The following is a 23,164-nucleotide window of genomic DNA, read 5'->3' as shown; positions in this document are numbered from 1 at the left end:
TGTAGAAAAGTCTATAAAAACACGGCTTGAAGTTATGTAATGATATCCTAAAAACGTATTGAAAATCCAGATTCCTCCCCTAACTTCACTTGTAATTCACTAGGATAGATGGTAAAATAGACGAGTGAAAAAGAGACAGAAAAAAGAAAAAAATTCCCTATTATTTCAGTACATTATTGGTATAACTTTGTTAACTCTAGTCATCACTTCTTCCTTTCTCTACTTGGTATGGCTCAGCATGAAGCCTTATCAAACTGCTAAGGTAGAAGGTGAAAGACTCGCTAAGCAGTATGCAAATCTAGAAACGGTTAGCCAGATTGATATCTTCAATGGTTTAGAAAGCTATTATAGTGTTCTTGGCCAAGATAAGAACCAGAAATCAGTTGCTGTCTTAATAGAGAAAAGTAGCAACAATATTTACGTATATCAACTAGAAAATGGTACTTCTCAAGAAAAAGCAGAAGCAGTTGTCAGAGAAAAAGGAGCAACTGAGATCGACAAGATTACCTTCGGACGGTACGCTGAAAAGCCTGTCTGGGAAATCAAGTCTGGAGGAAACTATTATCTAGTAGATTTTGAATCTGGCGCCTTGGTCGAAAAGGAGAAACAATGAAATTATCCAAACGTGTCTTAGAGATGGAAGAAAGCGTTACTCTGGCTAGTGATGCAAGAGCAAAGAAGTTAAAGGCTGAAGGAAAAGACGTTCTTTTCTTGACTTTAGGTCAGCCCGATTTTCATACTCCTGAAAATATTCAGGATGCTGCGGTTGCAGCCATTCGAGATGGTCGCGCGTCTTTCTATACGGTAGCATCAGGTTTGCCTGAGTTAAAAGCAGCCGTCAATACCTATTTTGAACGATATTATGGTTATTCTGTGGCGGCTAACGAAGTGACTTTTGCGACTGGTGCCAAGTTTTCCCTTTATACTTTCTTTATGGCTGTTATCAACCCTGGAGATGAGGTAATCATTCCTACTCCTTACTGGGTCAGCTATGGGGATCAGGTTAAGATGGCAGAAGGCCTTCCAGTCTTTGTCCAAGCCAAGGAAGACAATCACTTTAAAGTAACTGTGGAGCAATTAGAAGCAGCTCGAACAGGTAAGACCAAAGTCTTGGTACTAAACTCACCATCTAATCCGACTGGGATGATCTACTCTCGTGAGGAATTGTTAGCCATCGGAAATTGGGCTGTTGAACATGGTATTCTCATCCTGGCTGATGATATTTATGGTCGTTTGGTCTATAACGGGAATGAGTTCGTACCAATCTCTAGTCTTTCAGAAGCTATTCGCAAACAAACTATTGTCATCAATGGAGTGTCTAAGGCCTATGCTATGACAGGATGGCGTGTTGGTTATGCAGTAGGTGATCCAGAAATTATTGCTGCTATGAGCAAATTGACTGGTCAAACAACTTCTAACCTGACTGCGGTATCTCAATACGCAACAATCGAGGCCTTAACTGGTCCGCAAGACTCCGTAGAAACCATGCGTCAGGCTTTCGAGGAACGTCTCAATACCATTTATCCTCTCTTGTGCCAAGTCCCTGGCTTTGAAGTAGTCAAACCGCAAGGAGCTTTCTACCTCTTCCCAAATGTTAAAAAAGCTATGGAGATGAAAGGCTATACAGACGTAACAGCATTTACAACGGCTATTCTTGAGGAAGTTGGCCTAGCCTTGATAACAGGTGCTGGATTTGGAGCACCAGAGAATGTCCGTCTCAGCTATGCGACAGACCTAGATACACTCAAAGAAGCTATTCGTCGTCTGCACAAATTTATGGAAAAATAAGAAGCTAAACCTCCGTCCTTTTGGCGGAGGTTTTTGTAGCTAAAAACTTATGAATTTCTGTCAAACTAGCTAGCTATCAGGCATTATTTGTGGTACAATAATGAGTAATAATGTCTTTGGACAAGTTAAACGAAAAAAGGAAGATAAAACATGACAAAACGTGTAACAATTATCGAAGTAAAAGATTACGTTGGTCAAGAAGTCACTATTGGTGCTTGGGTTGCTAACAAGTCAGGAAAAGGAAAAATTGCCTTCTTGCAATTGCGTGACGGAACTGCCTTCTTCCAAGGCGTGGCTTTCAAACCAAACTTTATCGAGAAATTTGGTGAAGAAGTAGGTCTTGAAAAATTTGATACGATCAAACGCCTAAGCCAAGAAACTTCTGTTTTCGTGACAGGGATTGTCAAAGAAGACGAACGCTCAAAATTTGGTTATGAGTTGGATATTACAGACATCGAAGTCATCGGTGAATCTCAAGATTACCCAATTACTCCAAAAGAACACGGTACAGACTTCTTGATGGACAACCGCCACTTGTGGCTTCGTTCACGCAAACAAGTAGCAGTGATGCAAATCCGTAACGCTATTATCTATGCAACTTATGAGTTCTTTGATAAGAATGGTTTCATGAAATTTGATAGCCCAATCCTTTCAGGAAATGCTGCAGAAGATTCTACAGAACTGTTCGAAACAGACTACTTCGGAACACCAGCATACTTGAGCCAATCAGGACAGCTCTATCTTGAAGCAGGTGCTATGGCTCTAGGTCGCGTCTTTGACTTTGGACCAGTATTCCGTGCGGAGAAATCAAAAACTCGCCGTCATTTGACTGAGTTCTGGATGATGGATGCGGAGTACTCATACTTGACACACGACGAGTCACTTGACTTGCAAGAAGCTTATGTTAAAGCGTTGCTTCAAGGTGTTCTTGACCGTGCTCCTCAAGCCTTGGAAACATTAGAACGTGATACAGAGCTCTTGAAACGCTACATTGCTGAGCCATTTAAACGCATTACTTACGACGAAGCGATTGATCTCTTGCAAGAGCATGAAAATGAAGCAGATGCTGACTACGAACATCTTGAGCATGGAGATGACTTTGGTTCACCACACGAAACTTGGATTTCAAACCACTTTGGTGTACCAACCTTTGTGATCAACTATCCATCAGACATCAAAGCTTTCTACATGAAACCAGTTCCTGGGAACCCAGATCGCGTGCTTTGTGCAGACTTGCTTGCACCAGAAGGTTACGGAGAAATCATCGGTGGTTCCATGCGTGAGGAAGACTACGATGCCCTTGTCGCTAAGATGGATTCACTTGGAATGGATCGTACAGAGTACGAATTCTACCTTGACCTTCGTAAATATGGTACAGTACCACACGGTGGATTTGGTATCGGTATCGAGCGTATGGTAACCTTCGCAGCTGGAACTAAACACATCCGTGAAGCTATTCCATTCCCACGTATGTTGCACCGTATCAAACCATAATAGCCATAAAAACGCCGTCTGGCGTTTTTATACTCTTCGAAAATCAAATTCAAACTACGTCAGCTTCACCTTGCCGTACTCAAGTACAGCCTGCGGCTAGCTTCCTAGTTTGCTCTTTGATTTTCATTGAGTATTACTTTAAATGAAAGAGGTGGAGAAAATGTAGGCAAATCTAAGTAAGTCTTTTAGAAATAATCATATTACATATTGAAAGAGAGAAAACAATGTTTAAAAGAACTTACAAACGCAATATTCCACTCCTAGCAGGTCTGGAATTTACATCTTATTTTGGGATTACCAGTTTTTGGATTTTATTTTTCATTCAAAATGGTCTTTCCTTACTTCAAATTGGTCTATTAGAAAGTATCTTTCACGGGACCAGTCTCTTGTGTGAAATCCCATCTGGTATGTTGGCCGATCGATTTAGCTACAAGACCAATCTCTATTTGGCTCGCTTGGCCAGTATTGTGTCCTCTATCTTGATTTTGTTTGGTCAGGGGAATTTTTGGATCTATGCGATTGCCATGATGGTTAGTGCTTGGTCTTATAATTTTGACTCGGGAACCAGCACCGCTTTCTTATATGATTCTGCGGTAGAAGCGGGTCAAAAGGACAGATATCTTCAGATTTCTAGCTTTTTGTCTGGTGTGGCAGAAGTAACTCGAACCCTAGGTACAGTTGTCGCAGGCTTCTTTATTCACGGAGCATTGGCTTGGACCTATCTAATTGCTATTGGATTATCTTTTCTTTCTATAATCTTGATTTATTTTATGAAAGAACCAATTGCTAAGAGAGGAAGAAATGAAGTCTTAACCTTTAAAACGATTGTCCTGCAAGTTCGAAAAGAATGGCAGGAAAAACCAGTACTCTTTTACTGGATGATGACTTATCAGCTAGTCGGGACACTCATGTGCATGTTTTACTTTTACTATCAGCAGAAAATAAGTGACTTAGCAGAATGGCAGGTTTCACTGGTCATGCTGATTGGTAGTGGCTTAAATCTTATAGCAGTTTATGTAGCTAGTCAAATCGGAAAAAAATGGAATAGCAATCGAGTTTTTCCGACTCTTGTTGCACTAACGGGCTTGGCCTTACTATTGGTGTTTTTTGGAACTCCCTTTGCTTTTCTTCTCGTATATCTTTTAACCGATACACTCTATGCAGTTTATCAACCAATCTATTTTAATGACTTACAAGGCTATTTACCGTCCAGTGTAAGAGCAACTATGCTTAGTATCAATTCTATGCTCTTTAGTTTATCTATGATTGTCATTTTCCCATTGACAGGTTGGTTGATTGATTATTGGGGTCTTGAAGCTGTCTTTTTAGTTCTAGGCCTTATCTTACTATTAACCTATCCTATCTTAAGAATTGGTCTAAAAAGGATGGGCAAGCTATTAAATCGGGACTTAAAAACTGAATAAAGCACGAAACCCTATTTGCCCAAAGAAAGATCCTGTGGTACAATAGCAAGAAGAAAAGGAGAAGAGCATGATTGATGTAGAAGAAATTCTAAGTAAGATGAATCCCAATCAAAAGATCAACTATGACCGTGTCATGCAAAAGATGGTCCAAGTTTGGGAAAAAAATGAAGAAAGACCAACTATTCTCATGCACGTCTGTTGTGCTCCCTGCAGTACCTACACTTTAGAGTACTTGACTAAGTATGCCGATGTGACCATTTATTTTGCTAATTCCAATATCCATCCCAAGGCAGAATATCATAAGCGTGCTTATGTGACCCAAAAGTTTGTCAGTGATTTTAATGAGCGAACTGGCAATAACGTCCAATATCTAGAAGCACCTTATGAACCCAATGAATACCGTAAACTGGTTCGAGGTTTGGAAGAAGAACCTGAAGGTGGCGATCGTTGCAAGGTTTGTTTTGACTATCGTTTGGATAAGACAGCTCAAGTAGCTATGGACTTAGGATTTGACTACTTTGGTTCGGCCCTGACGATCAGTCCTCACAAAAATTCACAAACCATCAATAGTATCGGGATCGATGTGCAGAAAATCTACACCACTCATTATCTTCCGAGTGATTTTAAGAAAAATCAAGGTTATAAACGCTCTGTAGAAATGTGTGAAGAGTACGATATCTATCGTCAATGTTACTGTGGCTGTGTCTATGCTGCCCAAGCCCAGAATATCGATTTGGTGCAGGTCAAGAAAGATGCGACAGCCTTTATGGTTGATAAGGATATCGAGAAAGATTATTCCCATATCAAGTTTACCGTTACGAAGTTAGACATTTAAACGAAAACCTGCCTTAAGGCAGGTTTTTTGATTTTAAAAAAACTAGGGCAGACACCCTAGTTTGACAACTTTACCGATTCTTTAGTTCTACGTAGCGTTTGTACCAAATGTTGACATAGGCTTCTGAGAAGGGGCCTCGTTCGTTGTTGATCCAATCAACAAGAATCTTGACATGCTCTTTCAAAATATAGTCTAAATCATCAGGATAATTCATCTTGCGCTTGTGACGTTCATACTCTTCGACGTCCAAGAGGCGTTTTTCGCCATCTGTAAAAACTTTAACATCTAAATCATAGTCGATGTATTTTAAAGCTTCTTCGTCTAGATAGTATGGGCTAGCCATGTTGCAGTAGTAGGAAATCCCATTATCACGGATCATGGCAATGATATTAAACCAATATTTTTTGTGAAAGTAAACAATAGCCGGCTCTCGAGTCACCCAACGACGACCGTCACTTTCGGTAACAAGTGTGTGGTCGTTGACGCCGATAATAGCGTTCTCTGTTGTTTTTAGTACCATGGTGTCTCGCCAAGTACGGTGAAGACTCCCATCATGCTTATAACTTTGAATTGTAATAAAGTCGCCTTCTTTTGGAAGTTTCATAACTAACCAACTTTCTACAATTTATAAGTTTATCGTTTACTATTGTATCACATTTTTGTTTAAAGTTCTTAGTTTTTCATGAAAAAATTAAAGATATTCTCTGAGAGCGCTGGCTATATCCGAAAAATCGTAGCCTTTTCGTGCTAAAACTTGGGTTAAACGCTGCTTGAGTTCGTATCCGTCATACTTACGCGAATATTTCCGATATTGCTTATCCAACTCTTTAAAGATTAGTTCCTGAACGGTTTCCTCTTCGATCTGGCTATCCAGTTGGTCAAAGGCTGTTTTAGATTCCGAGTAGGAAAACCCTTTGTTGGTAAGATTTTGGATTATCTTATCCTGTAGAGCGCGAGCAGGCAATTTACCCTGATATTTTTTCAGTAGTTTTTCGGCTGTACGCTCTGCGACTTCTGTCAGATCAAATTCTTGTAAGACGTCTTGGATAACAGCCTTAGCAACTCCTTTTTGAGAAATCTTTTGTATGAGCATGTAGCTTCCCTTGTCACCAGATAGCTGATTGGAATTGATGATCGCATAGGCATACTGACGGTCATTGATCCAGTTATCATCCTTGAGGGCTTGGATGACTTGTGGTATGATTTTCTCATCAATCTCATGTTTAACTAAATAGTCTCTGACTTCCTTTTCAGTACGAGCCTTGAAGGATAAGTGGTAGAGCGCCAAGTTTTTTCCGTAGGAAAATTGTGCAAAGGTCTGAATTTCTGCAAACTCTTGAGGACTAATTTCCTTATCCTTGGTCAACATAAAGCGAACAATGGTATCCTCTGTAATATAGCAGGTTTGGTCGCTATCAAGTTCTAGCAGATAGAGACGTTTTTTCTTTTCTAGTTTTGTGATTTTCATGGTTTTCCTTTTATCCAAACGCTTCAAAGGCAGCAACGAGTCGAAGTTTATGCACATCGACCTGTTCTCTCCCATAATAGTCAAGAAATAGTTCAGCGTATTTAGGGTCATGTAGGTTATAGTTGAGGGACCAAACTGCCCAAAAGAGATCGATATGTCGGTCACTGAAATCAGCTAAGCCAAGGTCAATAAAGCAAGAGAAGTGGTCAGCATCTTTTAGAATAAAGTTCGGTAGACAGGCGTCCCCGTGAATAAAGGCATCTGTCTTTAAAAGGTGCCCATCTTCTCGAATGAGCTGGAAGGCCTCTTCGCGACTGCTAATCCGGAATTGGGGTAGGAGAGCCTTGGCATAGAACTCACCTTTTTCATAGTTTTTCAAGGCTCTGTCTTTATAGGCCTGTAAATGATTTTCTGATGGGAAATTTTGCGGATAAAAGCTGTGAAGTTTTTTAAGAGCCTCGGCCATGGTTCGGCAAATTTTATCTGGCTGATCTAAAAAAGCGAGAGCATCATGGCCAATAGCCTCTTTCGTCAGAAGGTAGTCTTTATTTATAGATAGATAGTGGATGACTGGAGTTCCTATTCCTTCTTGTTCAAACAAACTTGCAATGCTAGCTTCTCGCTCTAATCTTCCCTTTTGATCTATTTTCAAATAGTAACCTGAATCAAGATAGAGAACCCTTGCGCCTGAATGAGAAGAGCTGTCAGAAAGAGTTGCTCCCTCTATATAAGTTCGTAATTGCTCAGGAAAATCCAATGGGGAAAAATGAGATATCTTTGTATTCATGGTTTTATTGTAACATATTCTTAAACATTGAGAAACTACGTGGTATAATAGACTTATGAGTCTTAAAGTCAAACAAAAAATTCCATTAAAAATTAAGCGTATGGGGATAAACGGGGAAGGTATCGGATTTTTCCAGAAAACCCTTGTTTTTGTTCCTGGAGCTCTCAAGGGAGAAGATATCTATTGTCAGGTGACTTCCGTTAAGCGTAACTACGTTGAGGCTAAACTCCTTGAGGTCAATAAAAAATCTAAGTTTCGAGTGGTACCAGACTGCACCATTTATAATGAGTGTGGTGGCTGTCAAATCATGCATCTGCATTATGACAAGCAGCTGGAATTTAAGACGGACCTTCTCCATCAAGCTCTGAAGAAATTTGCACCCGCTGATTACGAAAACTATGAAATCAGACCAACTATTGGTATGCAGGAACCCAAATATTATCGAGCTAAACTACAATTCCAAACTCGAAAGTTTAAGGGGCAGGTCAAGGCTGGTTTATATGCTCAGAATTCCCATTATTTGGTCGAGTTAAAAGACTGCCTAGTCCAAGACAAGGAAACGCAAGCTATTGCCAATCGAATGGCAGAGCTCTTGACCTACCATCAAATTCCGATTACAGATGAACGGAAAATCCTTGGGGTTCGAACCATCATGGTTCGTCGAGCACGGAAAACTGGGCAAGTTCAGATCATCATTGTGACCAATCGTCAATTAAATCTGACTCAATTTGTGAAAGATTTAGTCAAGGATTATCCTGAAGTAGTGACTGTCGCAGTCAATACCAATACCGCTAAAACTAGTGAGATTTATGGGGACAAGACAGAGATTATTTGGGGACAGGATAGTATTCGTGAGGGTGTATTAACCTATGAGTTTTCTCTCTCACCACGAGCTTTTTACCAACTCAATCCTGAACAGACTGAAATTCTCTATAGTGAAGCCGTTAAGGCCTTGGACGTAAATGAGAATGACCATCTGATTGATGCCTATTGTGGTGTTGGAACCATTGGTTTTGCCTTTGCCAAAAAAGTTAAAAGTCTGAGGGGGATGGATATTATTCCAGAAGCTATTGAGGATGCCAAAGAAAATGCCAAGCGCATGGGTTATACCAATACTCACTATGAGGCTGGAACTGCAGAAGAAATCATCCCTCGTTGGTACAAGGAAGGCTATCGTGCCGATGCCTTGATTGTGGACCCGCCTCGTACCGGTTTAGATGACAAGCTCTTGGATACCATCGTTAAATACGCTCCTGAAAAGATGGTCTACATTTCCTGCAATGTATCTACCCTGGCGCGTGATTTAGTCCGCTTGGTTGAAGTCTATGACCTGCATTATATCCAGTCGGTTGATATGTTTCCACACACTGCGCGGACGGAAGCAGTGGTTAAATTGACCAGGAAAAAGCTAGACTCTAAATAGAAATGACGACTGGAAAGTATTTGAAAAGAAGACTTCTAGTTACAGAGTAAGATTTGCAAGCTCCCTCTATTTATGATAAAATAAGTAGAAAATAAAATGAAAAAAGAGGTATGTGAAATGTCACGTAAACCATTTATCGCTGGTAACTGGAAAATGAACAAAAACCCAGAAGAAGCAAAAGCATTCGTTGAAGCTGTAGCATCAAAACTTCCTTCATCAGACCTTGTTGAAGCTGGGATTGCTGTACCTGCTCTTGACTTGACAACTGTTCTTGCTGCTGCTAAAGGTTCAAACCTTAAAGTTGCTGCTCAAAACTGCTACTTTGAAAATGCAGGTGCTTTCACAGGTGAAACTAGCCCACAAGTTTTGAAAGAAATCGGTACTGACTATGTTGTGATCGGTCACTCAGAGCGTCGTGACTACTTCCACGAAACAGATGAAGACATCAACAAAAAAGCAAAAGCAATCTTTGCTAACGGTATGCTTCCAATCATCTGTTGTGGTGAGTCACTTGAAACTTACGAAGCAGGAAAAGCTGCTGAATTCGTAGGTGCTCAAGTTTCAGCTGCTCTTGCTGGATTGACTGCAGAACAAGTAGCTTCATCAGTTATCGCTTATGAGCCAATCTGGGCTATCGGTACTGGTAAATCAGCTTCACAAGACGATGCACAAAAAATGTGTAAAGTTGTTCGTGACGTTGTAGCAGCTGACTTTGGTCAAGAAGTAGCTGATAAATTACGTGTTCAATACGGTGGTTCAGTTAAACCTGAAAACGTTGCAGAATACATGGCTTGTCCAGACGTTGACGGAGCTCTTGTTGGTGGTGCATCACTTGATCCAGAAAGCTTCTTGGCATTGCTTGACTTTGTAAAATAAGCTTCAAATATCTGAGACAGACAGTTCCCTCCCACGAGGTTAAGACTGCCTGTCTTCTTTTTAGTAAAAAGGCGTGCGTAAGCACGCTCTTTTCTGCATTTTATACTCAATGAAAATCAAAGAGCAAACTAGGAAGCGAGCCGCAGGCTGTACTTGAGTACGGCAAGATGAAGCTGACGTGGTTTGAATTTGATTTTTGAAGAGTATTAGAAGAAAAAGAAAGGAGAATCATGCTGTATATTTGGTCTTATCTCAAACGTTATCCCAAGTGGTTAGTGTTAGACTTCTTCGGAGCTATTTTCTTTGTGATTGTCAATCTTGGGCTACCGACTGTTCTTGCTCGTATGATTGACCAGGGGATTAATCAAGGTAATGAAGAAAAGCTCTATTTTTGGGCTATCGTAATGTTGGTTATTATCGTCTTGGGGACATTTGGGCGGGTTGTTCTATCCTATGCTGCTAGTAAACTGACCACCAATATGGTTAAGGACATGCGAAATGATGTTTATGCTAAATTACAAGAGTATTCTCATCACGAATATGAACAAATTGGTGTTTCTTCATTGGTGACTCGTATTACCAGTGATGCCTTTGTCCTTATGCAGTTTGCAGAGCAGACGCTTAAGTTGGGTGTTATCACTCCCATGATGATGCTGTCGAGTATTCTCATGATTTTCTTAACCAGCCCCTCACTAGCCTGGATTGTCGCTTTTTCCGTTCCTTTCCTAGCTGTAGTAGTCCTTTATGTGGCAGTGAAAACGCGCCCCTTATCTGAAAAACAACAGAAAACACTGGACAAGATAAATCAATATGTCCGTGAAAATTTGATGGGCTTGCGAGTGATTCGTGCTTTTGCTCGTGAAGACTTCCAAGAAAACCGTTTCGAAGAGAAAAATGCGATCTATGCGGATAATTCAAATCGTTTGTTCAAATTGACTGGTTTGACAGAGCCGCTTTTTGTGCAAATCATTATTGCCATGATTGTAGCTATCGTTTGGTTTGCTCTAGATCCTCTCAAGCAAGGAAGTTTGCAGATTGGGGATTTGGTAGCCTTCATCGAGTATAGTTTCCACGCTCTCTTGTCTTTCCTTTTCTTGTCAAACCTCTTTACCATGTATCCACGTACGGCTGTGTCTAGTGAGCGTTTGAAGGAAATCATAGATATGCCTATTTCTATTGATCCAAATGAGGAAGGAATTCAAGAAACAGAAACACATGGTTACTTAGAATTTGATAATGTGACCTTTGCTTATCCTGGCGAAACGGAAAGCCCTGTTTTGCATAATATTTCCTTTACTGCTAAACCGGGAGAAACCATTGCTTTTATCGGTTCGACTGGGTCAGGTAAGTCTACTCTAGTTCAGTTAATTCCACGTTTCTACGATGTTACACTGGGGAAAATTAAGGTCGATGGTGTTGATGTCCGGGATTACCGTCTCAAATCACTCCGCCAGAAGATTGGGTTTATTCCACAAAAAGCCTTGCTCTTTACAGGGACTATCGCAGATAATCTCCGTTACGGAAAAGAGGACGCCAGTCATGAGGACTTGCACCAAGCAGCTGATGTAGCCCAAGCCAAAGACTTTATCGAAAGTCGAGAAGAAGGTTTTGCAACTCATCTGGCTGAAGGGGGAAGCAATCTATCAGGTGGTCAAAAACAACGATTGTCGATTGCCCGCGCAGTCATCAAGGGTCCAGATATCTATATCTTTGATGATTCCTTCTCAGCCTTGGACTACCGTACAGATGCTATCTTGCGCCGTCGTCTCAAGGAAGTGACTCAAGATGCTACGGTATTGATTGTTGCGCAACGTGTTGGAACCATTATGGATGCGGACCAGATTATCGTCCTTGATAAGGGCGAAATCGTTGGTCGTGGACGTCATGAAGAATTGATGGAAACCAATGACATCTATCGAGAAATTGCTGAGTCGCAGTTGAAAAATGCATCTCTGACAGAAGAATAGGAGGTAAAGGATGAAACAACAATCTAGTCTAGCTCGTCTATGGAACTATTTAAAAGCCTACCGTTTCTCTGTTTTCTTTGCAGTCTTCTTGAAAATAGTCAGCGTCATAATGAGTGTTATTGAGCCATTCATATTGGGGCTTGCTATCACTGAGTTAACCAGCAACCTCCTTGCCATGGCAAATGGTGTTGCAGGAGCAGGTATTAATACTGGCTATATCGCAGTGATTCTGGTGATCTATCTCTTGCGTGGTCTTTTTTATGAGTTGGGTTCTTACTACTCAAACTATTTCATGACCAATGCTGTCCAGTCTATGATACAGGATTTGCGAAATGAAATGAGCGAAAAAATCAACCGCATCCCTGTGTCCTACTTTGACAAGCACCAATTTGGAGATTTGCTGGGACGTTTTACTAGTGATGTAGAGACCGTATCTAATGCACTCCAACAATCCTTCTTACAGATTATTAATGCAGTCTTTACCATTCTTTTTGTTATGGGAATGGTCCTCTATCTCAATCTTCAGCTGGCTATCATTGTTATCTTGTCGATTCCAGTGACTTATTTTGGAGCTAAAACGATTCTAAATCGTTCGCAGCCATACTTTAAACAGCAGGCAGCTATATTGGGACGTATGAATGGATTTGTACAGGAAAACTTGACAGGTTTCAATGTCTTAAAACTTTTCGGACGCGAAGAAAACTCTCAAGAGAGATTTGAAAAGATTACGGATGAATTGCAACAAGTCGGATTCAAGGCAAGTTTTATTTCAGGTTTGATGATGCCTGCCTTACACATTGTATCTGACTTAACTTATCTGATAGTCGCTGTCCTAGGAGGATTGCAGGTTATTGCAGGACGCTTGACGATTGGTAATATGCAGGCTTTCGTTCAATATGTATGGCAAGTCAGCCAGCCAATCCAAAATATCACTCAGTTAGCTGGGCAAATGCAAAGTGCTAAGTCTTCGCTTGATCGTGTCTTCGAAGTTTTAGATGAACAGGAAGAAGTTCAAACTACTGAAGTGAAAGAACTAGCACCATTGACAGGTCAAGTTAGTTTCAAAAATGTCGATTTCCAATATGTGGAAAACAAACCATTGATTCGCAATTTCAATCTGGATGTTGAACCAGGAGAAATGGTAGCCATTGTTGGTCCTACTGGAGCAGGAAAAACAACCTTGATTAACCTTCTCATGCGTTTTTATGATGTAACTGCTGGAGCTATTTTAGTGGACGGTCAAGATATTCGAGACTTATCTCGTCAGGACTATCGTCGCCAGTTTGGTATGGTCTTACAGGATGCTTGGCTCTATGAAGGTAGCATCAAGGAAAATCTTCGCTTTGGGAATCTTGAAGCAACAGACGAGGAAATCGTTGAAGCGGCTAAGGCTGCCAATGTAGACCACTTTATCCGCACTCTTCCTGGCGGTTATAACATGGAAATGAACCAAGAATCAAGTAATATTTCTCTTGGTCAGAAACAGCTTTTAACCATTGCGCGTGCCCTCTTGGCAGATCCAAAAATTCTAATCCTTGATGAAGCGACATCATCAGTTGACACCCGTTTAGAACTCTTGATTCAAAAAGCTATGAAGCGTTTGATGAAGGGAAGAACAAGCTTTGTCATTGCACATCGACTTTCGACAATTCAGGAAGCTGACAAAATTTTGGTGCTGAAAGATGGGCAGATTATCGAACAAGGAAATCATGAAAGTCTTTTGGCTGCGAAAGGTTTCTATTATGATCTTTATCAAAGTCAATTTTCTGGTAAAGACACAGAAAAGAACTAAAAATTACAGTTTCCTATTCTTAAATTATCAGTCTATTAAGACTTTTCTAAGATAGTACACTTTCCTTGCTATCGAATGCTGGGAGTAGTATACTTGTACTATAACCACTGATAAAGTGGCTATAAAAAATGAAAAGAGGTAATAAACATGGTTGAATTGAAAAAAGATGCTTTAAAAGACGTAACAACATTATCTAAATCAGCGCCAGAAGCGCTAGTAAAAACAAAGGAAGTGCTTAACCAAGCAGTAGCAGACTTGTATGTGGCTCATATTGCCCTTCATCAAGTACACTGGTACATGCGTGGACGTGGATTCATGGTATGGCATCCTAAGATGGATGAATACATGGATAGTCTAGATGCTTACCTTGATGAAATCAGCGAACGTTTGATTACACTTGGTGGCAAACCATACTCTACTTTGACAGAATTCCTTCAACACAGTGAAATCGAAGAAGGAGTTGGAGAATTCCGTAACGTTGAAGAAAGTTTAGAGCGTGTTCTATCTATTTATCGTTACCTCATCACACTCTTCCAAAAAGCATTGGATGTAACTGATGAGGAAGGTGATGATGTTACTAATGATATCTTCGTTGGTGCTAAGGCTGACCTTGAAAAAACAGTCTGGATGCTTGCGGCAGAATTAGGACAAGCACCTGGTTTGTAAGATACTGAATTTTTCTAAAAATCCGTAGAAGTTTTCTACGGATTTTTTCTATTCAGGAGGGCATTCCAAAACAGTCTTTTTTGAAGATTTTTGATAAAATAGAACTATCAATGAAAAGGATGAAAGCATGACAAAGAAAATCGTAGCCATTTGGGCACAAGATGAAAAGGGTGTAATCGGGAAAGAGGATCGCTTGCCTTGGCATTTGCCAGCAGAGTTAAAACATTTTAAAGAAACAACCTTGAATCATGCCATTTTAATGGGTCGTGTAACCTTTGATGGGATGGGTCGACGATTGCTTCCAGGACGTGAAACCTTGATTTTGACGCGCAATCCCGAAGAGTCAATCGAGGGGGCTCTGGTTTTCCAAAATGTTGAGCAGGTTTTAGACTGGTATCAAAACCAGGATAAAAATCTCTATATCCTTGGTGGCAAACAGATTTTTCAGCTTTTTGAACCTTATCTCGATGAGATTATTGTGACACAAATTCATGCTCAAGTTGAAGGGGATACCTATTTCCCAGAAGATTTTGACTTGACTGTTTTTGAGATTGTTGCAAGCAAATCTTATAGCAAAGATGAGAAAAATATTTATGATTTTACCATCGAATATAGAAAGAGAAAGGAAGTCTAATGGAGCGCAGTATTTTTGGATTTTTTACAGCTCTTTTGTGTGCTGTCTGTTTTGTAGCTGGAACACACGCTTTTCGTAAAAAGCGCTTTGGACTTGCTACTCTACTTTGGCTTAATGCCTTTACAAACTTGGTGAATAGCATTCATGCTTTTTATATGACCTTATTTTAGAGAGAATGAATAATTAGAACGGAAGGGAATCATGCCTACAAATAGGAAAAATGATATGATGGTTTATTGCTCATTTTGTGGCAAAAGCCAAGAAGAAGTTAAAAAAATAATTGCTGGGAACAATGCCTTTATCTGTAATGAATGTGTGGAGTTGGCTCAGGAAATTATTCGTGAGGAGTTGGCTGAGGAAGTTTTGGCGGACTTGTCTGAGGTACCAAAACCAATCGAACTCCTAAATATTTTGAACCACTATGTGATCGGTCAAGATCGTGCTAAACGTGCTTTGGCAGTGGCTGTATATAACCACTACAAACGCATCAATTTCCATGACACTCGTGAAGAGACTGAAGATGTTGATTTGCAAAAGTCAAACATTCTAATGATTGGCCCAACTGGATCAGGGAAGACTTTCCTTGCTCAGACTCTTGCTAGAAGTTTGAATGTACCTTTTGCTATTGCAGATGCAACAGCTCTTACTGAGGCTGGTTATGTGGGTGAAGACGTTGAAAATATCCTCCTCAAACTCTTGCAGGCAGCTGATTTTAACATTGAACGTGCAGAACGTGGAATTATCTACGTAGACGAAATCGACAAGATTGCTAAGAAGAGCGAGAATGTTTCTATTACACGTGATGTTTCTGGTGAAGGTGTGCAACAAGCCCTCCTCAAGATTATCGAAGGTACAGTAGCAAGTGTTCCTCCACAAGGTGGACGCAAACATCCACAACAAGAAATGATTCAAGTAGATACCAAGAATATCCTCTTTATCGTGGGTGGTGCCTTTGATGGAATTGAAGAAATTGTCAAACAGCGTCTTGGTGAAAAAGTTATCGGTTTCGGACAAAATAGCAAGGCTATTGACGAAAACAGCTCATACATGCAAGAAATCATTGCAGAAGATATTCAGAAATTCGGTATTATTCCTGAATTGATTGGACGCTTGCCTGTCTTTGCAGCCTTGGAGCAGTTGACAGTAGATGACTTGGTTCGCATTTTGAAAGAGCCAAGAAATGCCTTGGTTAAACAATACCAGACCTTGCTTTCATATGACGATGTTGAGCTTGAATTTGACGATGAGGCTCTCCAAGAGATTGCTAACAAAGCTATTGAACGTAAGACTGGTGCGCGTGGTCTTCGCTCAATCATCGAAGAAACCATGCTAGATGTTATGTTTGAAGTTCCAAGTCAAGAAAATGTGAAAACAGTTCGTATCACAAAAGAAGCAGTTGATGGAACAGCTAAGCCAATCCTAGAGACAGCCTAGAGGTGACTATGGAAATCAATACACACAATGCTGAGATTTTACTGAGTGCTGCCAACAAGTCCCACTATCCGCAGGATGAACTTCCTGAAATTGCTCTTGCAGGACGCTCAAATGTTGGTAAATCGAGCTTTATCAATACCATGCTCAATCGTAAAAATCTAGCTCGTACCTCTGGAAAACCAGGAAAAACACAACTCCTCAATTTCTTTAATATTGATGATAAGATGCGTTTTGTAGATGTGCCTGGTTACGGTTATGCCCGTGTGTCCAAAAAGGAACGCGAAAAATGGGGACGCATGATTGAGGAGTACTTAACCACTCGAGAAAATCTTCGAGCAGTGGTTAGTCTCGTTGACCTTCGTCATGATCCGTCAGCAGATGATGTACAGATGTACGAATTTCTTAAATATTATGAGATTCCTGTCATCATTGTGGCGACCAAGGCAGACAAGATTCCGCGAGGTAAATGGAACAAGCACGAATCAGCCATTAAAAAGAAATTAAACTTTGATCCAAGTGATGATTTTGTCCTCTTTTCATCCGTAACAAAAGCAGGAATGGATCAAGCTTGGGATGCTATTTTAGAAAAATTGTGAGGAATACATATGGCAAAAACAATTCATACAGATAAAGCTCCAAAGGCAATTGGGCCTTACGTTCAAGGAAAGATCGTTGGGAACCTTTTGTTTGCTAGCGGTCAAGTTCCTTTATCTCCTGAAACTGGAGAAATCGTAGGAGAAACGATTCAAGAACAGACTGAACAAGTTTTGAAAAACATTGGAGCTATTTTAGCAGAAGCAGGTACAGATTTTGACCATGTTGTTAAAACAACTTGTTTCTTGAGTGATATGAACGACTTTGTACCTTTCAATGAGGTATACCAAACAGCCTTTAATAAGGAATTTCCAGCTCGTTCAGCTGTGGAAGTAGCTCGTCTTCCTCGCGATGTAAAAGTCGAAATTGAAGTCATCGCTGAGATTGGATAAGCGAGTTGAAGTTTGGTTCTTCCAAACTTCTTTTGATATAAGGAGACTATGATGACAATGAAACAACTTCACCTGGTGATTGTAACAGGGATGAGTGGTGCAGGGAAAACTGTAGCCATTCAATCCTTTGAAGATTTAGGATATTTTACTATTGATAATATGCCACCAGCTCTATTGCCAAAGTTTTTGCAGTTGGTAGAGACCAAGGATGACGACCACAAGTTAGCCCTAGTGGTGGATATGCGAAGCCGCTCTTTCTTCTCAGAGATTCAGGCTGTCTTGGATGAATTGGAAAATCAAGATGATTTGGACTTCAAAATTCTCTTTTTGGATGCTGCTGATAAGGAATTGGTGGCACGTTATAAGGAAACTAGAAGAAGTCACCCTCTTGCAGCAGATGGTCGTATCTTGGACGGTATCAAGCTGGAACGTGAACTCTTAGCTCCATTAAAAAATATGAGCCAAAATGTGGTTGACACAACAGAGTTAACTCCTCGTGAACTTCGCAAGACTATTGCAGAGCAATTTTCGGACCAGGAACAAACGCAGTCTTTCCGTATCGAGGTCATGTCATTTGGGTTTAAATACGGCATTCCAATTGATGCCGATTTGGTATTTGATGTTCGCTTTTTACCAAACCCTTACTATCTGTCAGAACTTCGCAATCAGACAGGTGAAGATCAGGCAGTTTATGACTATGTCATGAACCATGAGGAATCTGAAGATTTCTACCGTCATTTGTTAGCCTTGATTGAACCAATCCTACCAGGCTATAAAAAAGAAGGCAAATCAGTCTTAACTATTGCGATTGGTTGTACTGGTGGTCAACACCGAAGTGTTGCTTTTGCGAAACGATTAGCCAATGATTTAGCTAAAAAGTGGCCTGTAAACGAAAGTCATCGTGATAAAGATCGAAGAAAGGAAACGGTAAACCGTTCATGAGAAAACCAAAAATTACGGTGATTGGTGGGGGAACTGGTATTCCTGTTATTCTGAAAAGTTTACGGGAAAAAGATGTTGAGATTGCTGCTATTGTAACAGTAGCAGATGATGGAGGCTCTTCAGGAGAACTTAGAAAAAATATCCAACAATTGATACCTCCTGGGGATCTTCGCAATGTCCTCGTAGCCATGTCTGATATGCCTAAGTTTTATGAGAAAGTATTTCAGTATCGCTTTTCTGATGAGGCAGGTGCTTTTGCTGGTCATCCATTAGGAAACATTATCATAGCTGGATTATCTGAAATGCAGGGTTCGACCTATAATGCCATGCAATTGCTGAGTAAATTCTTCCATACTACAGGGAAGATTTTCCCATCAAGTGACCATCCTTTGACACTCCATGCTGTCTTTAAAGATGGATCAGAAGTAGCTGGGGAAAGTCACATCGCAGACCATCCAGGAATGATTGACCATGTCTATGTTACCAATACTCTGGATGATGAAAAGCCACAGGCAAGTCGCCGAGTTGTCAATACCATTCTTGAGAGTGATATGATTGTTTTGGGACCGGGTTCCCTCTTTACTTCGATTTTGCCTAATATCGTCATCGAAGAAATCGGTCAGGCACTTCTTGAAACTAAGGCAGAGGTTGCCTATGTCTGCAATATTATGACTCAACGTGGAGAAACGGAGCATTTCTCAGATAGTGATCACGTAGTAGTCTTGCATCGTCATTTGGGCCGTCCATTTATCGATACTGTCCTTGTTAATATCGAAAAGGTTCCGAGGGACTATATGGATACCAACCGTTTTGATGAGTATTTGGTGCAGGTTGAGCATGATTTTGAAGGTTTGCGTAAGCAAGTCCCACGTGTCATTTCATCCAACTTTCTACGCTTGGAAAATGGGGGAGCCTTTCACGATGGTGATTTAATCGTAGATGAGCTCATGCGGATCATACAGGTGAGAAAATGAGTTTTACAGTAGCAGTAAAAGAAGAAATTTTAAGTCAGCATCACCTGAGTCGTTATGAATTGTCAGCTATTATCAAGATGTCCGGTAGTATTGGTTTATCGAGCTCTGGTTTGACCTTGTCCGTCATTACAGAAAATGCTAAGTTGGCCCGTCATCTCTATGAATCTTTCTTGCACTTTTATGGCATCAAGTCTGAGATTCGTCACCACCAGAGAAGTAATCTACGGAAAAATCGCGTCTATACTGTATTTACGGATGAGCGAGTCCAGGAACTTTTAGCAGATTTGCGTTTGGCCGATTCTTTCTTTGGTTTGGAAACAGGTATTGATCCAGATATTTTAGGAGATGAGGAAGCAGGTCGTGCCTATCTCTGTGGTGCATTTTTAGCAAATGGGAGTATTCGGGATCCTGAGTCAGGCAAGTATCAGTTAGAAATAAGTTCTGTTTATCTGGACCACGCCCAAGGGATTGCTTCGCTCTTGCAGCAGTTCTTGCTAGATGCTAAAGTGATCGAACGAAAAAAGGGGGCAGTGACCTATCTTCAGCGAGCGGAAGATATTATGGATTTCCTGATTTTAGTGGGAGCCATGGAGGCGAGAGATACTTTTGAAGGCGTCAAGATTCTCCGAGAAACTCGCAATGATCTCAATCGTGCTAATAATGCAGAGACAGCAAATATCGCTCGTACGGTTTCTGCGAGTATGAAAACTATCAACAATATCAGTAAAATCAAAGATAGAATTGGCTTGGATAATCTTCCAGCAGATTTGCAGGAAGTAGCGCATTTGCGCATTCAACATCCGGACTACTCTATCCAACAATTGGCAGACAGTTTGACAAATCCACTCACAAAAAGTGGTGTTAATCATCGACTGAGAAAGATTAATAAAATCGCCGAGGAACTATAAAACCACGAATCCTAGGATTCGTGGTTTTTTTCTTATAAACTTGTAGAGTGTTTTGGTTGTACTTTTTGCTCTGGGTCAATGTAATTAATGGCATTGTTGACAGCAGTTGGTGCTTCACCAAGACCTGTTGCAATCAAGTCAATCTTACCATCGTAGTAGCAGCAGTCACCGATAGCGTAAATTCCAGCTTGGCTTGACTCCTGCTTGCTATTGACGATAATCTTGTGACGGTTAAGGTCAAGTCCCCAGTTTTTAAGATTACCAACTGATGATTTGAAGCCATAGTTGACAAAGAGGTGGTCGAGTTCAATAGTTTCGGTCTCATCGAATTTGACTTTTGTGATTTCAAGCTTGTCAAGAGTTTTTCCATCTCCAAGAAGTTGACTTGGCACAAATGGTGTTTTGATACTAACAGATGATTCTTGAAGGGCTTGGACACTATGTTCAAGCGCACGGAAGTTGTCTCTACGGTGAACAAGTGTAGTTGGAGCAATCTTTTCAAAAGCTAAGGCCCAGTCCACAGCAGAGTCTCCTCCACCCAGGATGGTTACTTTCTTGCCAGCATATTGTTGAATGTTAGAAACGTGGTAATGGATATTTTCATAACTATCAACACCATCCAATTCAAGTGGACGCGGTTTAAAGGCACCTCCACCCATAGCGATAATGACAGCTTTGCTAGTATGAGTTCCTTTAGTGGTTGTAATCTTAAAAATATCATTCTCTTTTTCAATATCAAGAACAGTTTCATTGAGATGTGCTGGTGTATCAAAACCTTTTAGTTGTTCTAAGAGGCGATTAGTTAGTTCTTCACCAGTGAGATTTGGGAAACCTGGGACATCAAGAATTTGTTTTTCAGGATAAAGAATGGCAGGTTGACCACCTAATTGGGGAAGAGAGTCAATGATTTGTACTTTAGCTTGACGTAAATTTGCATAAAAGGCTGCGAAAAGACCAACTGGGCCACCCCCTATGATGGTAATATCATATAATTCAGACATGGTTTCTCCTTATTTCATTTTTATCATTTTATTCTATCATATTTTCTGCCAATTTAAAATGAGGTAAGGGGGAGAAAATTTCCATTAAAAATGGTATAATGAAGAGAAGCTTTTTTGGAGAGGGGACACAGGATGAATTTTCAGCAATTATCTAATCTTCAATACTGGTCTAGTTTGTTTTCCAGTCCTTGGAGTATTGCGATAAATGTGATTGATATTCTAATCGTCGCTTATATCTTATATCAATTTACAAAATCAATTGCAGGAACCAAGATTATGATTCTGGTTCGAGGCGTTTTAGTTTTTATCTTAGCTCAGATTGCGGCTAATTTTTTGGGCTTGACGACTATTTCCTGGTTGATTAACCAATTGATTACCTATGGAGTTATCGCAGCGGTTGTTATCTTTTCTCCAGAAATTCGGACAGGTTTGGAACGATTAGGTCGAGCTACGGACTTCTTTTCAAATACTCCTATGAGTTCAGAAGAGCAGATGGTACAGGCTTTTGTAAAATCGGTTGAGTATATGAGCCCGCGAAAGATTGGAGCTTTGGTAGCTGTTCAACGTGTGAGAACCTTGCAGGAGTACATTGTTACAGGAATTCCTTTGGATGCTAAGATTTCTGCTGAGTTATTAATTAACATTTTTATCCCTAATACGCCTCTCCATGACGGTGCAGTCATTATCAGTGGAGATCGGATTGCAGTAACTTCTGCCTATTTACCACTGACTGAAAACACAGGTATTTCCAAAGAGTTCGGAACTCGTCACCGTGCAGCCATTGGTTTATCAGAAGTTTCAGATGCCCTTACTTTTGTTGTATCTGAAGAAACTGGAGGTATATCCATCACCTACAATGGTGTCTTCAAACATGATCTAAGTTTGGAAGAATTCGAGGAAGAACTACGTCGTATTCTGATACCTAAGGATGCACAAGAACCAAGCTTAAAAGAACGTCTATTAGGAGGCTGGAATAATGAAAAGAAATAGTCTTTATATCATCTCCTCACTCCTCTTTGCATGTGTCCTGTTTATCTATGCGACATCAATCAATTATCAAAACAATACCAACGCAAGACAAACTAAAACTGAAACCTATACCAATACAGTAGTCAATGTACCGATTGATATTCAGTATGATAGTGAGCAATATTTTATCAGTGGTTTCAGCTCAGAAGTAACGGTATTTTTGACGGGTTCGAATCGAGTCACCTTGGCTAGTGAGATGCAAGAGAGCACTCGTAAATTTAAAGTGACTGCTGATTTGACCCAGGCTACAGAAGGAACGATTGAAGTTCCCTTGACCATTGAAAATCTTCCAAGTGGTTTGACAGCTGTAGCAACACCACAAAAAATTACAGTCAAGATTGGTAAGAAAGTTACTCGAGATAATGTACCTGTTGTACCTCAAATTGATTCTAGTCAAATTGATGAGAAGATTATAATCGAACGTGTGACTGTTTCTGATGAAAAAGTTTCAGTAACTAGTGATGCGGATACACTATCTAAGATTGATCGGATTGTTGCAGTTTTACCAACGAGTGAACAGATTACAGGAAACTATTCTGGATCAGTTCCTTTGCAAGCTGTTGATAAAAATGGGGCTGTCTTACCAACAGTGATTACACCTTTTGAAACTACTATGAAAGTAACGACCAAAGCTGTCAGAACAACAAGTAGCACAACCACAACAAGTAATACTTCATCTACCGAAAACTCTTCAACGACAGCAGCAGAGACGAAGTCAGAATCTTAAAATAAACAT

At 40.4% G+C, this 23,164-nt stretch carries 24 protein-coding genes; 20 read left to right on the top strand and 4 right to left on the bottom strand.

What is annotated here, in order from left to right; all coding sequences use genetic code 11:
- Window positions 1-124: 124 nt before the first annotated feature.
- The 5 genes from ACLNCS_RS01855 to ACLNCS_RS01835 all read left to right on the top strand — a co-directional run bounded on the left by ACLNCS_RS01855 (window position 125) and on the right by ACLNCS_RS01835 (window position 5,541).
- Window positions 125-613: a cell wall elongation regulator TseB-like domain-containing protein gene (locus ACLNCS_RS01855; RefSeq protein WP_424846964.1), complete on the top strand. Its 489-nt coding sequence runs from the start codon at window positions 125-127 to the stop codon at window positions 611-613.
- The gene (locus ACLNCS_RS01850; RefSeq protein ID WP_424846962.1) at window positions 610-1,788 is read left to right on the top strand and encodes a pyridoxal phosphate-dependent aminotransferase; all 1,179 of its coding nucleotides are present in this window, start codon (window positions 610-612) and stop codon (window positions 1,786-1,788) included. The genes ACLNCS_RS01855 and ACLNCS_RS01850 overlap by 4 nt, the downstream gene beginning before the upstream one ends.
- A gap of 150 nt (window positions 1,789-1,938) precedes the next feature.
- Window positions 1,939-3,282 carry an asparagine--tRNA ligase gene (gene asnS, locus ACLNCS_RS01845; protein ID WP_424846960.1) on the top strand — a complete coding sequence of 448 codons (1,344 nt, stop codon included), beginning with the start codon at window positions 1,939-1,941 and terminating at the stop codon, window positions 3,280-3,282.
- A 224-nt stretch (window positions 3,283-3,506) separates the two neighbouring features.
- Window positions 3,507-4,706, top strand: coding sequence for an MFS transporter (locus ACLNCS_RS01840; protein WP_424846958.1), 1,200 nt, complete (start codon window positions 3,507-3,509; stop codon window positions 4,704-4,706).
- A 67-nt stretch (window positions 4,707-4,773) separates the two neighbouring features.
- Entirely contained in the window at window positions 4,774-5,541 is a 768-nt protein-coding gene (locus tag ACLNCS_RS01835; protein ID WP_004252154.1) for an epoxyqueuosine reductase QueH, read from the top strand.
- Between the two features lie 70 nt (window positions 5,542-5,611).
- Here ACLNCS_RS01835 and ntdP read toward each other — a convergent pair whose 3' ends face one another.
- The 3 genes from ntdP to ACLNCS_RS01820 form a co-directional block, all read right to left on the bottom strand.
- The gene (gene ntdP / locus ACLNCS_RS01830; RefSeq protein WP_004252157.1) at window positions 5,612-6,145 is read right to left on the bottom strand and encodes a nucleoside tri-diphosphate phosphatase; all 534 of its coding nucleotides are present in this window, start codon (window positions 6,143-6,145) and stop codon (window positions 5,612-5,614) included.
- Between the two features lie 87 nt (window positions 6,146-6,232).
- Window positions 6,233-7,009: a recombination regulator RecX gene (gene recX / locus ACLNCS_RS01825; protein ID WP_424846955.1), complete on the bottom strand. Its 777-nt coding sequence runs from the start codon at window positions 7,007-7,009 to the stop codon at window positions 6,233-6,235.
- Between the two features lie 10 nt (window positions 7,010-7,019).
- Window positions 7,020-7,796, bottom strand: coding sequence for a phosphotransferase (locus ACLNCS_RS01820; protein WP_424846953.1), 777 nt, complete (start codon window positions 7,794-7,796; stop codon window positions 7,020-7,022).
- A 55-nt stretch (window positions 7,797-7,851) separates the two neighbouring features.
- Here ACLNCS_RS01820 and rlmD point away from each other — a divergent pair, with 55 nt between their 5' ends.
- From rlmD to whiA, 13 genes are all read left to right on the top strand, one after another.
- Window positions 7,852-9,219 carry a 23S rRNA (uracil(1939)-C(5))-methyltransferase RlmD gene (rlmD, locus tag ACLNCS_RS01815; RefSeq protein WP_424846951.1) on the top strand — a complete coding sequence of 456 codons (1,368 nt, stop codon included), beginning with the start codon at window positions 7,852-7,854 and terminating at the stop codon, window positions 9,217-9,219.
- Between the two features lie 117 nt (window positions 9,220-9,336).
- Entirely contained in the window at window positions 9,337-10,095 is a 759-nt protein-coding gene (gene tpiA / locus ACLNCS_RS01810) for a triose-phosphate isomerase (RefSeq protein ID WP_424846949.1), read from the top strand.
- Between the two features lie 230 nt (window positions 10,096-10,325).
- Window positions 10,326-12,062: an ABC transporter ATP-binding protein gene (locus tag ACLNCS_RS01805; protein WP_414266421.1), complete on the top strand. Its 1,737-nt coding sequence runs from the start codon at window positions 10,326-10,328 to the stop codon at window positions 12,060-12,062.
- A 10-nt stretch (window positions 12,063-12,072) separates the two neighbouring features.
- On the top strand, window positions 12,073-13,854 hold the full coding sequence (locus ACLNCS_RS01800) for an ABC transporter ATP-binding protein (RefSeq protein ID WP_424846946.1): 1,782 nt from the start codon (window positions 12,073-12,075) through the stop codon (window positions 13,852-13,854).
- 147 nt (window positions 13,855-14,001) lie between these two features.
- Window positions 14,002-14,520, top strand: coding sequence for a Dps family protein (locus ACLNCS_RS01795; protein ID WP_424846944.1), 519 nt, complete (start codon window positions 14,002-14,004; stop codon window positions 14,518-14,520).
- 127 nt (window positions 14,521-14,647) lie between these two features.
- Window positions 14,648-15,154, top strand: coding sequence for a dihydrofolate reductase (locus ACLNCS_RS01790; RefSeq protein ID WP_414278093.1), 507 nt, complete (start codon window positions 14,648-14,650; stop codon window positions 15,152-15,154).
- Window positions 15,154-15,324, top strand: coding sequence for a hypothetical protein (locus tag ACLNCS_RS01785; RefSeq protein ID WP_000442253.1), 171 nt, complete (start codon window positions 15,154-15,156; stop codon window positions 15,322-15,324). Before ACLNCS_RS01790 ends, ACLNCS_RS01785 begins: the two co-directional genes overlap by 1 nt.
- Window positions 15,325-15,355: 31 nt before the next feature.
- Window positions 15,356-16,588, top strand: a complete 1,233-nt coding sequence (gene clpX, locus ACLNCS_RS01780) for an ATP-dependent Clp protease ATP-binding subunit ClpX (protein WP_223333495.1) — start codon at window positions 15,356-15,358, stop codon at window positions 16,586-16,588.
- Between the two features lie 8 nt (window positions 16,589-16,596).
- On the top strand, window positions 16,597-17,184 hold the full coding sequence (gene yihA / locus ACLNCS_RS01775) for a ribosome biogenesis GTP-binding protein YihA/YsxC (protein WP_049504729.1): 588 nt from the start codon (window positions 16,597-16,599) through the stop codon (window positions 17,182-17,184).
- Window positions 17,185-17,193: 9 nt separating this feature from the next.
- Window positions 17,194-17,574, top strand: a complete 381-nt coding sequence (locus ACLNCS_RS01770) for a RidA family protein (protein ID WP_001140424.1) — start codon at window positions 17,194-17,196, stop codon at window positions 17,572-17,574.
- Window positions 17,575-17,625: 51 nt separating this feature from the next.
- Window positions 17,626-18,516 carry an RNase adapter RapZ gene (gene rapZ, locus ACLNCS_RS01765; protein ID WP_049504730.1) on the top strand — a complete coding sequence of 297 codons (891 nt, stop codon included), beginning with the start codon at window positions 17,626-17,628 and terminating at the stop codon, window positions 18,514-18,516.
- Window positions 18,513-19,490: a YvcK family protein gene (locus ACLNCS_RS01760; protein WP_424846940.1), complete on the top strand. Its 978-nt coding sequence runs from the start codon at window positions 18,513-18,515 to the stop codon at window positions 19,488-19,490. Before rapZ ends, ACLNCS_RS01760 begins: the two co-directional genes overlap by 4 nt.
- On the top strand, window positions 19,487-20,398 hold the full coding sequence (gene whiA / locus ACLNCS_RS01755) for a DNA-binding protein WhiA (protein WP_424846938.1): 912 nt from the start codon (window positions 19,487-19,489) through the stop codon (window positions 20,396-20,398). Before ACLNCS_RS01760 ends, whiA begins: the two co-directional genes overlap by 4 nt.
- Window positions 20,399-20,430: 32 nt before the next feature.
- On the opposite strand, the gene ACLNCS_RS01750 is transcribed toward whiA, so the two are convergent.
- Window positions 20,431-21,399 (bottom strand): NAD(P)/FAD-dependent oxidoreductase, encoded by a 969-nt coding sequence (locus tag ACLNCS_RS01750; protein WP_254733573.1) that lies wholly within the window; start codon window positions 21,397-21,399, stop codon window positions 20,431-20,433.
- A 132-nt stretch (window positions 21,400-21,531) separates the two neighbouring features.
- Between ACLNCS_RS01750 and cdaA the strand changes: the two genes are divergently transcribed.
- Window positions 21,532-22,389, top strand: coding sequence for a diadenylate cyclase CdaA (cdaA, locus tag ACLNCS_RS01745; RefSeq protein ID WP_424846936.1), 858 nt, complete (start codon window positions 21,532-21,534; stop codon window positions 22,387-22,389).
- On the top strand, window positions 22,376-23,155 hold the full coding sequence (locus ACLNCS_RS01740; protein WP_070677123.1) for a CdaR family protein: 780 nt from the start codon (window positions 22,376-22,378) through the stop codon (window positions 23,153-23,155). The genes cdaA and ACLNCS_RS01740 overlap by 14 nt, the downstream gene beginning before the upstream one ends.
- Window positions 23,156-23,164: the final 9 nt, after the last annotated feature.

It is taken from the genome of Streptococcus sp. CL9.43, assembly GCF_049737935.1.
Taxonomy (GTDB): Bacteria; Bacillota; Bacilli; order Lactobacillales; family Streptococcaceae; genus Streptococcus; species Streptococcus infantis_I.
This window is presented reverse-complemented; position numbering and strand designations above follow the sequence as displayed.

Bases quoted from the DNA above. Each gene is read 5' to 3' on its own strand.
- ACLNCS_RS01850 (WP_424846962.1), top strand. From the start codon at position 610: ATGAAATTATCCAAACGTGTCTTAGAGATGGAAGAAAGCGTTACTCTG.
- asnS (WP_424846960.1), top strand. From the start codon at position 1,939: ATGACAAAACGTGTAACAATTATCGAAGTAAAAGATTACGTTGGTCAA.
- ACLNCS_RS01840 (WP_424846958.1), top strand. From the start codon at position 3,507: ATGTTTAAAAGAACTTACAAACGCAATATTCCACTCCTAGCAGGTCTG.
- ACLNCS_RS01835 (WP_004252154.1), top strand. From the start codon at position 4,774: ATGATTGATGTAGAAGAAATTCTAAGTAAGATGAATCCCAATCAAAAG.
- ntdP (WP_004252157.1), bottom strand. From the start codon at position 6,145: ATGAAACTTCCAAAAGAAGGCGACTTTATTACAATTCAAAGTTATAAG.
- recX (WP_424846955.1), bottom strand. From the start codon at position 7,009: ATGAAAATCACAAAACTAGAAAAGAAAAAACGTCTCTATCTGCTAGAA.
- ACLNCS_RS01820 (WP_424846953.1), bottom strand. From the start codon at position 7,796: ATGAATACAAAGATATCTCATTTTTCCCCATTGGATTTTCCTGAGCAA.
- rlmD (WP_424846951.1), top strand. From the start codon at position 7,852: ATGAGTCTTAAAGTCAAACAAAAAATTCCATTAAAAATTAAGCGTATG.
- tpiA (WP_424846949.1), top strand. From the start codon at position 9,337: ATGTCACGTAAACCATTTATCGCTGGTAACTGGAAAATGAACAAAAAC.
- ACLNCS_RS01805 (WP_414266421.1), top strand. From the start codon at position 10,326: ATGCTGTATATTTGGTCTTATCTCAAACGTTATCCCAAGTGGTTAGTG.
- ACLNCS_RS01800 (WP_424846946.1), top strand. From the start codon at position 12,073: ATGAAACAACAATCTAGTCTAGCTCGTCTATGGAACTATTTAAAAGCC.
- ACLNCS_RS01795 (WP_424846944.1), top strand. From the start codon at position 14,002: ATGGTTGAATTGAAAAAAGATGCTTTAAAAGACGTAACAACATTATCT.
- ACLNCS_RS01790 (WP_414278093.1), top strand. From the start codon at position 14,648: ATGACAAAGAAAATCGTAGCCATTTGGGCACAAGATGAAAAGGGTGTA.
- ACLNCS_RS01785 (WP_000442253.1), top strand. From the start codon at position 15,154: ATGGAGCGCAGTATTTTTGGATTTTTTACAGCTCTTTTGTGTGCTGTC.
- clpX (WP_223333495.1), top strand. From the start codon at position 15,356: ATGCCTACAAATAGGAAAAATGATATGATGGTTTATTGCTCATTTTGT.
- yihA (WP_049504729.1), top strand. From the start codon at position 16,597: ATGGAAATCAATACACACAATGCTGAGATTTTACTGAGTGCTGCCAAC.
- ACLNCS_RS01770 (WP_001140424.1), top strand. From the start codon at position 17,194: ATGGCAAAAACAATTCATACAGATAAAGCTCCAAAGGCAATTGGGCCT.
- rapZ (WP_049504730.1), top strand. From the start codon at position 17,626: ATGACAATGAAACAACTTCACCTGGTGATTGTAACAGGGATGAGTGGT.
- ACLNCS_RS01760 (WP_424846940.1), top strand. From the start codon at position 18,513: ATGAGAAAACCAAAAATTACGGTGATTGGTGGGGGAACTGGTATTCCT.
- whiA (WP_424846938.1), top strand. From the start codon at position 19,487: ATGAGTTTTACAGTAGCAGTAAAAGAAGAAATTTTAAGTCAGCATCAC.
- ACLNCS_RS01750 (WP_254733573.1), bottom strand. From the start codon at position 21,399: ATGTCTGAATTATATGATATTACCATCATAGGGGGTGGCCCAGTTGGT.
- cdaA (WP_424846936.1), top strand. From the start codon at position 21,532: ATGAATTTTCAGCAATTATCTAATCTTCAATACTGGTCTAGTTTGTTT.
- ACLNCS_RS01740 (WP_070677123.1), top strand. From the start codon at position 22,376: ATGAAAAGAAATAGTCTTTATATCATCTCCTCACTCCTCTTTGCATGT.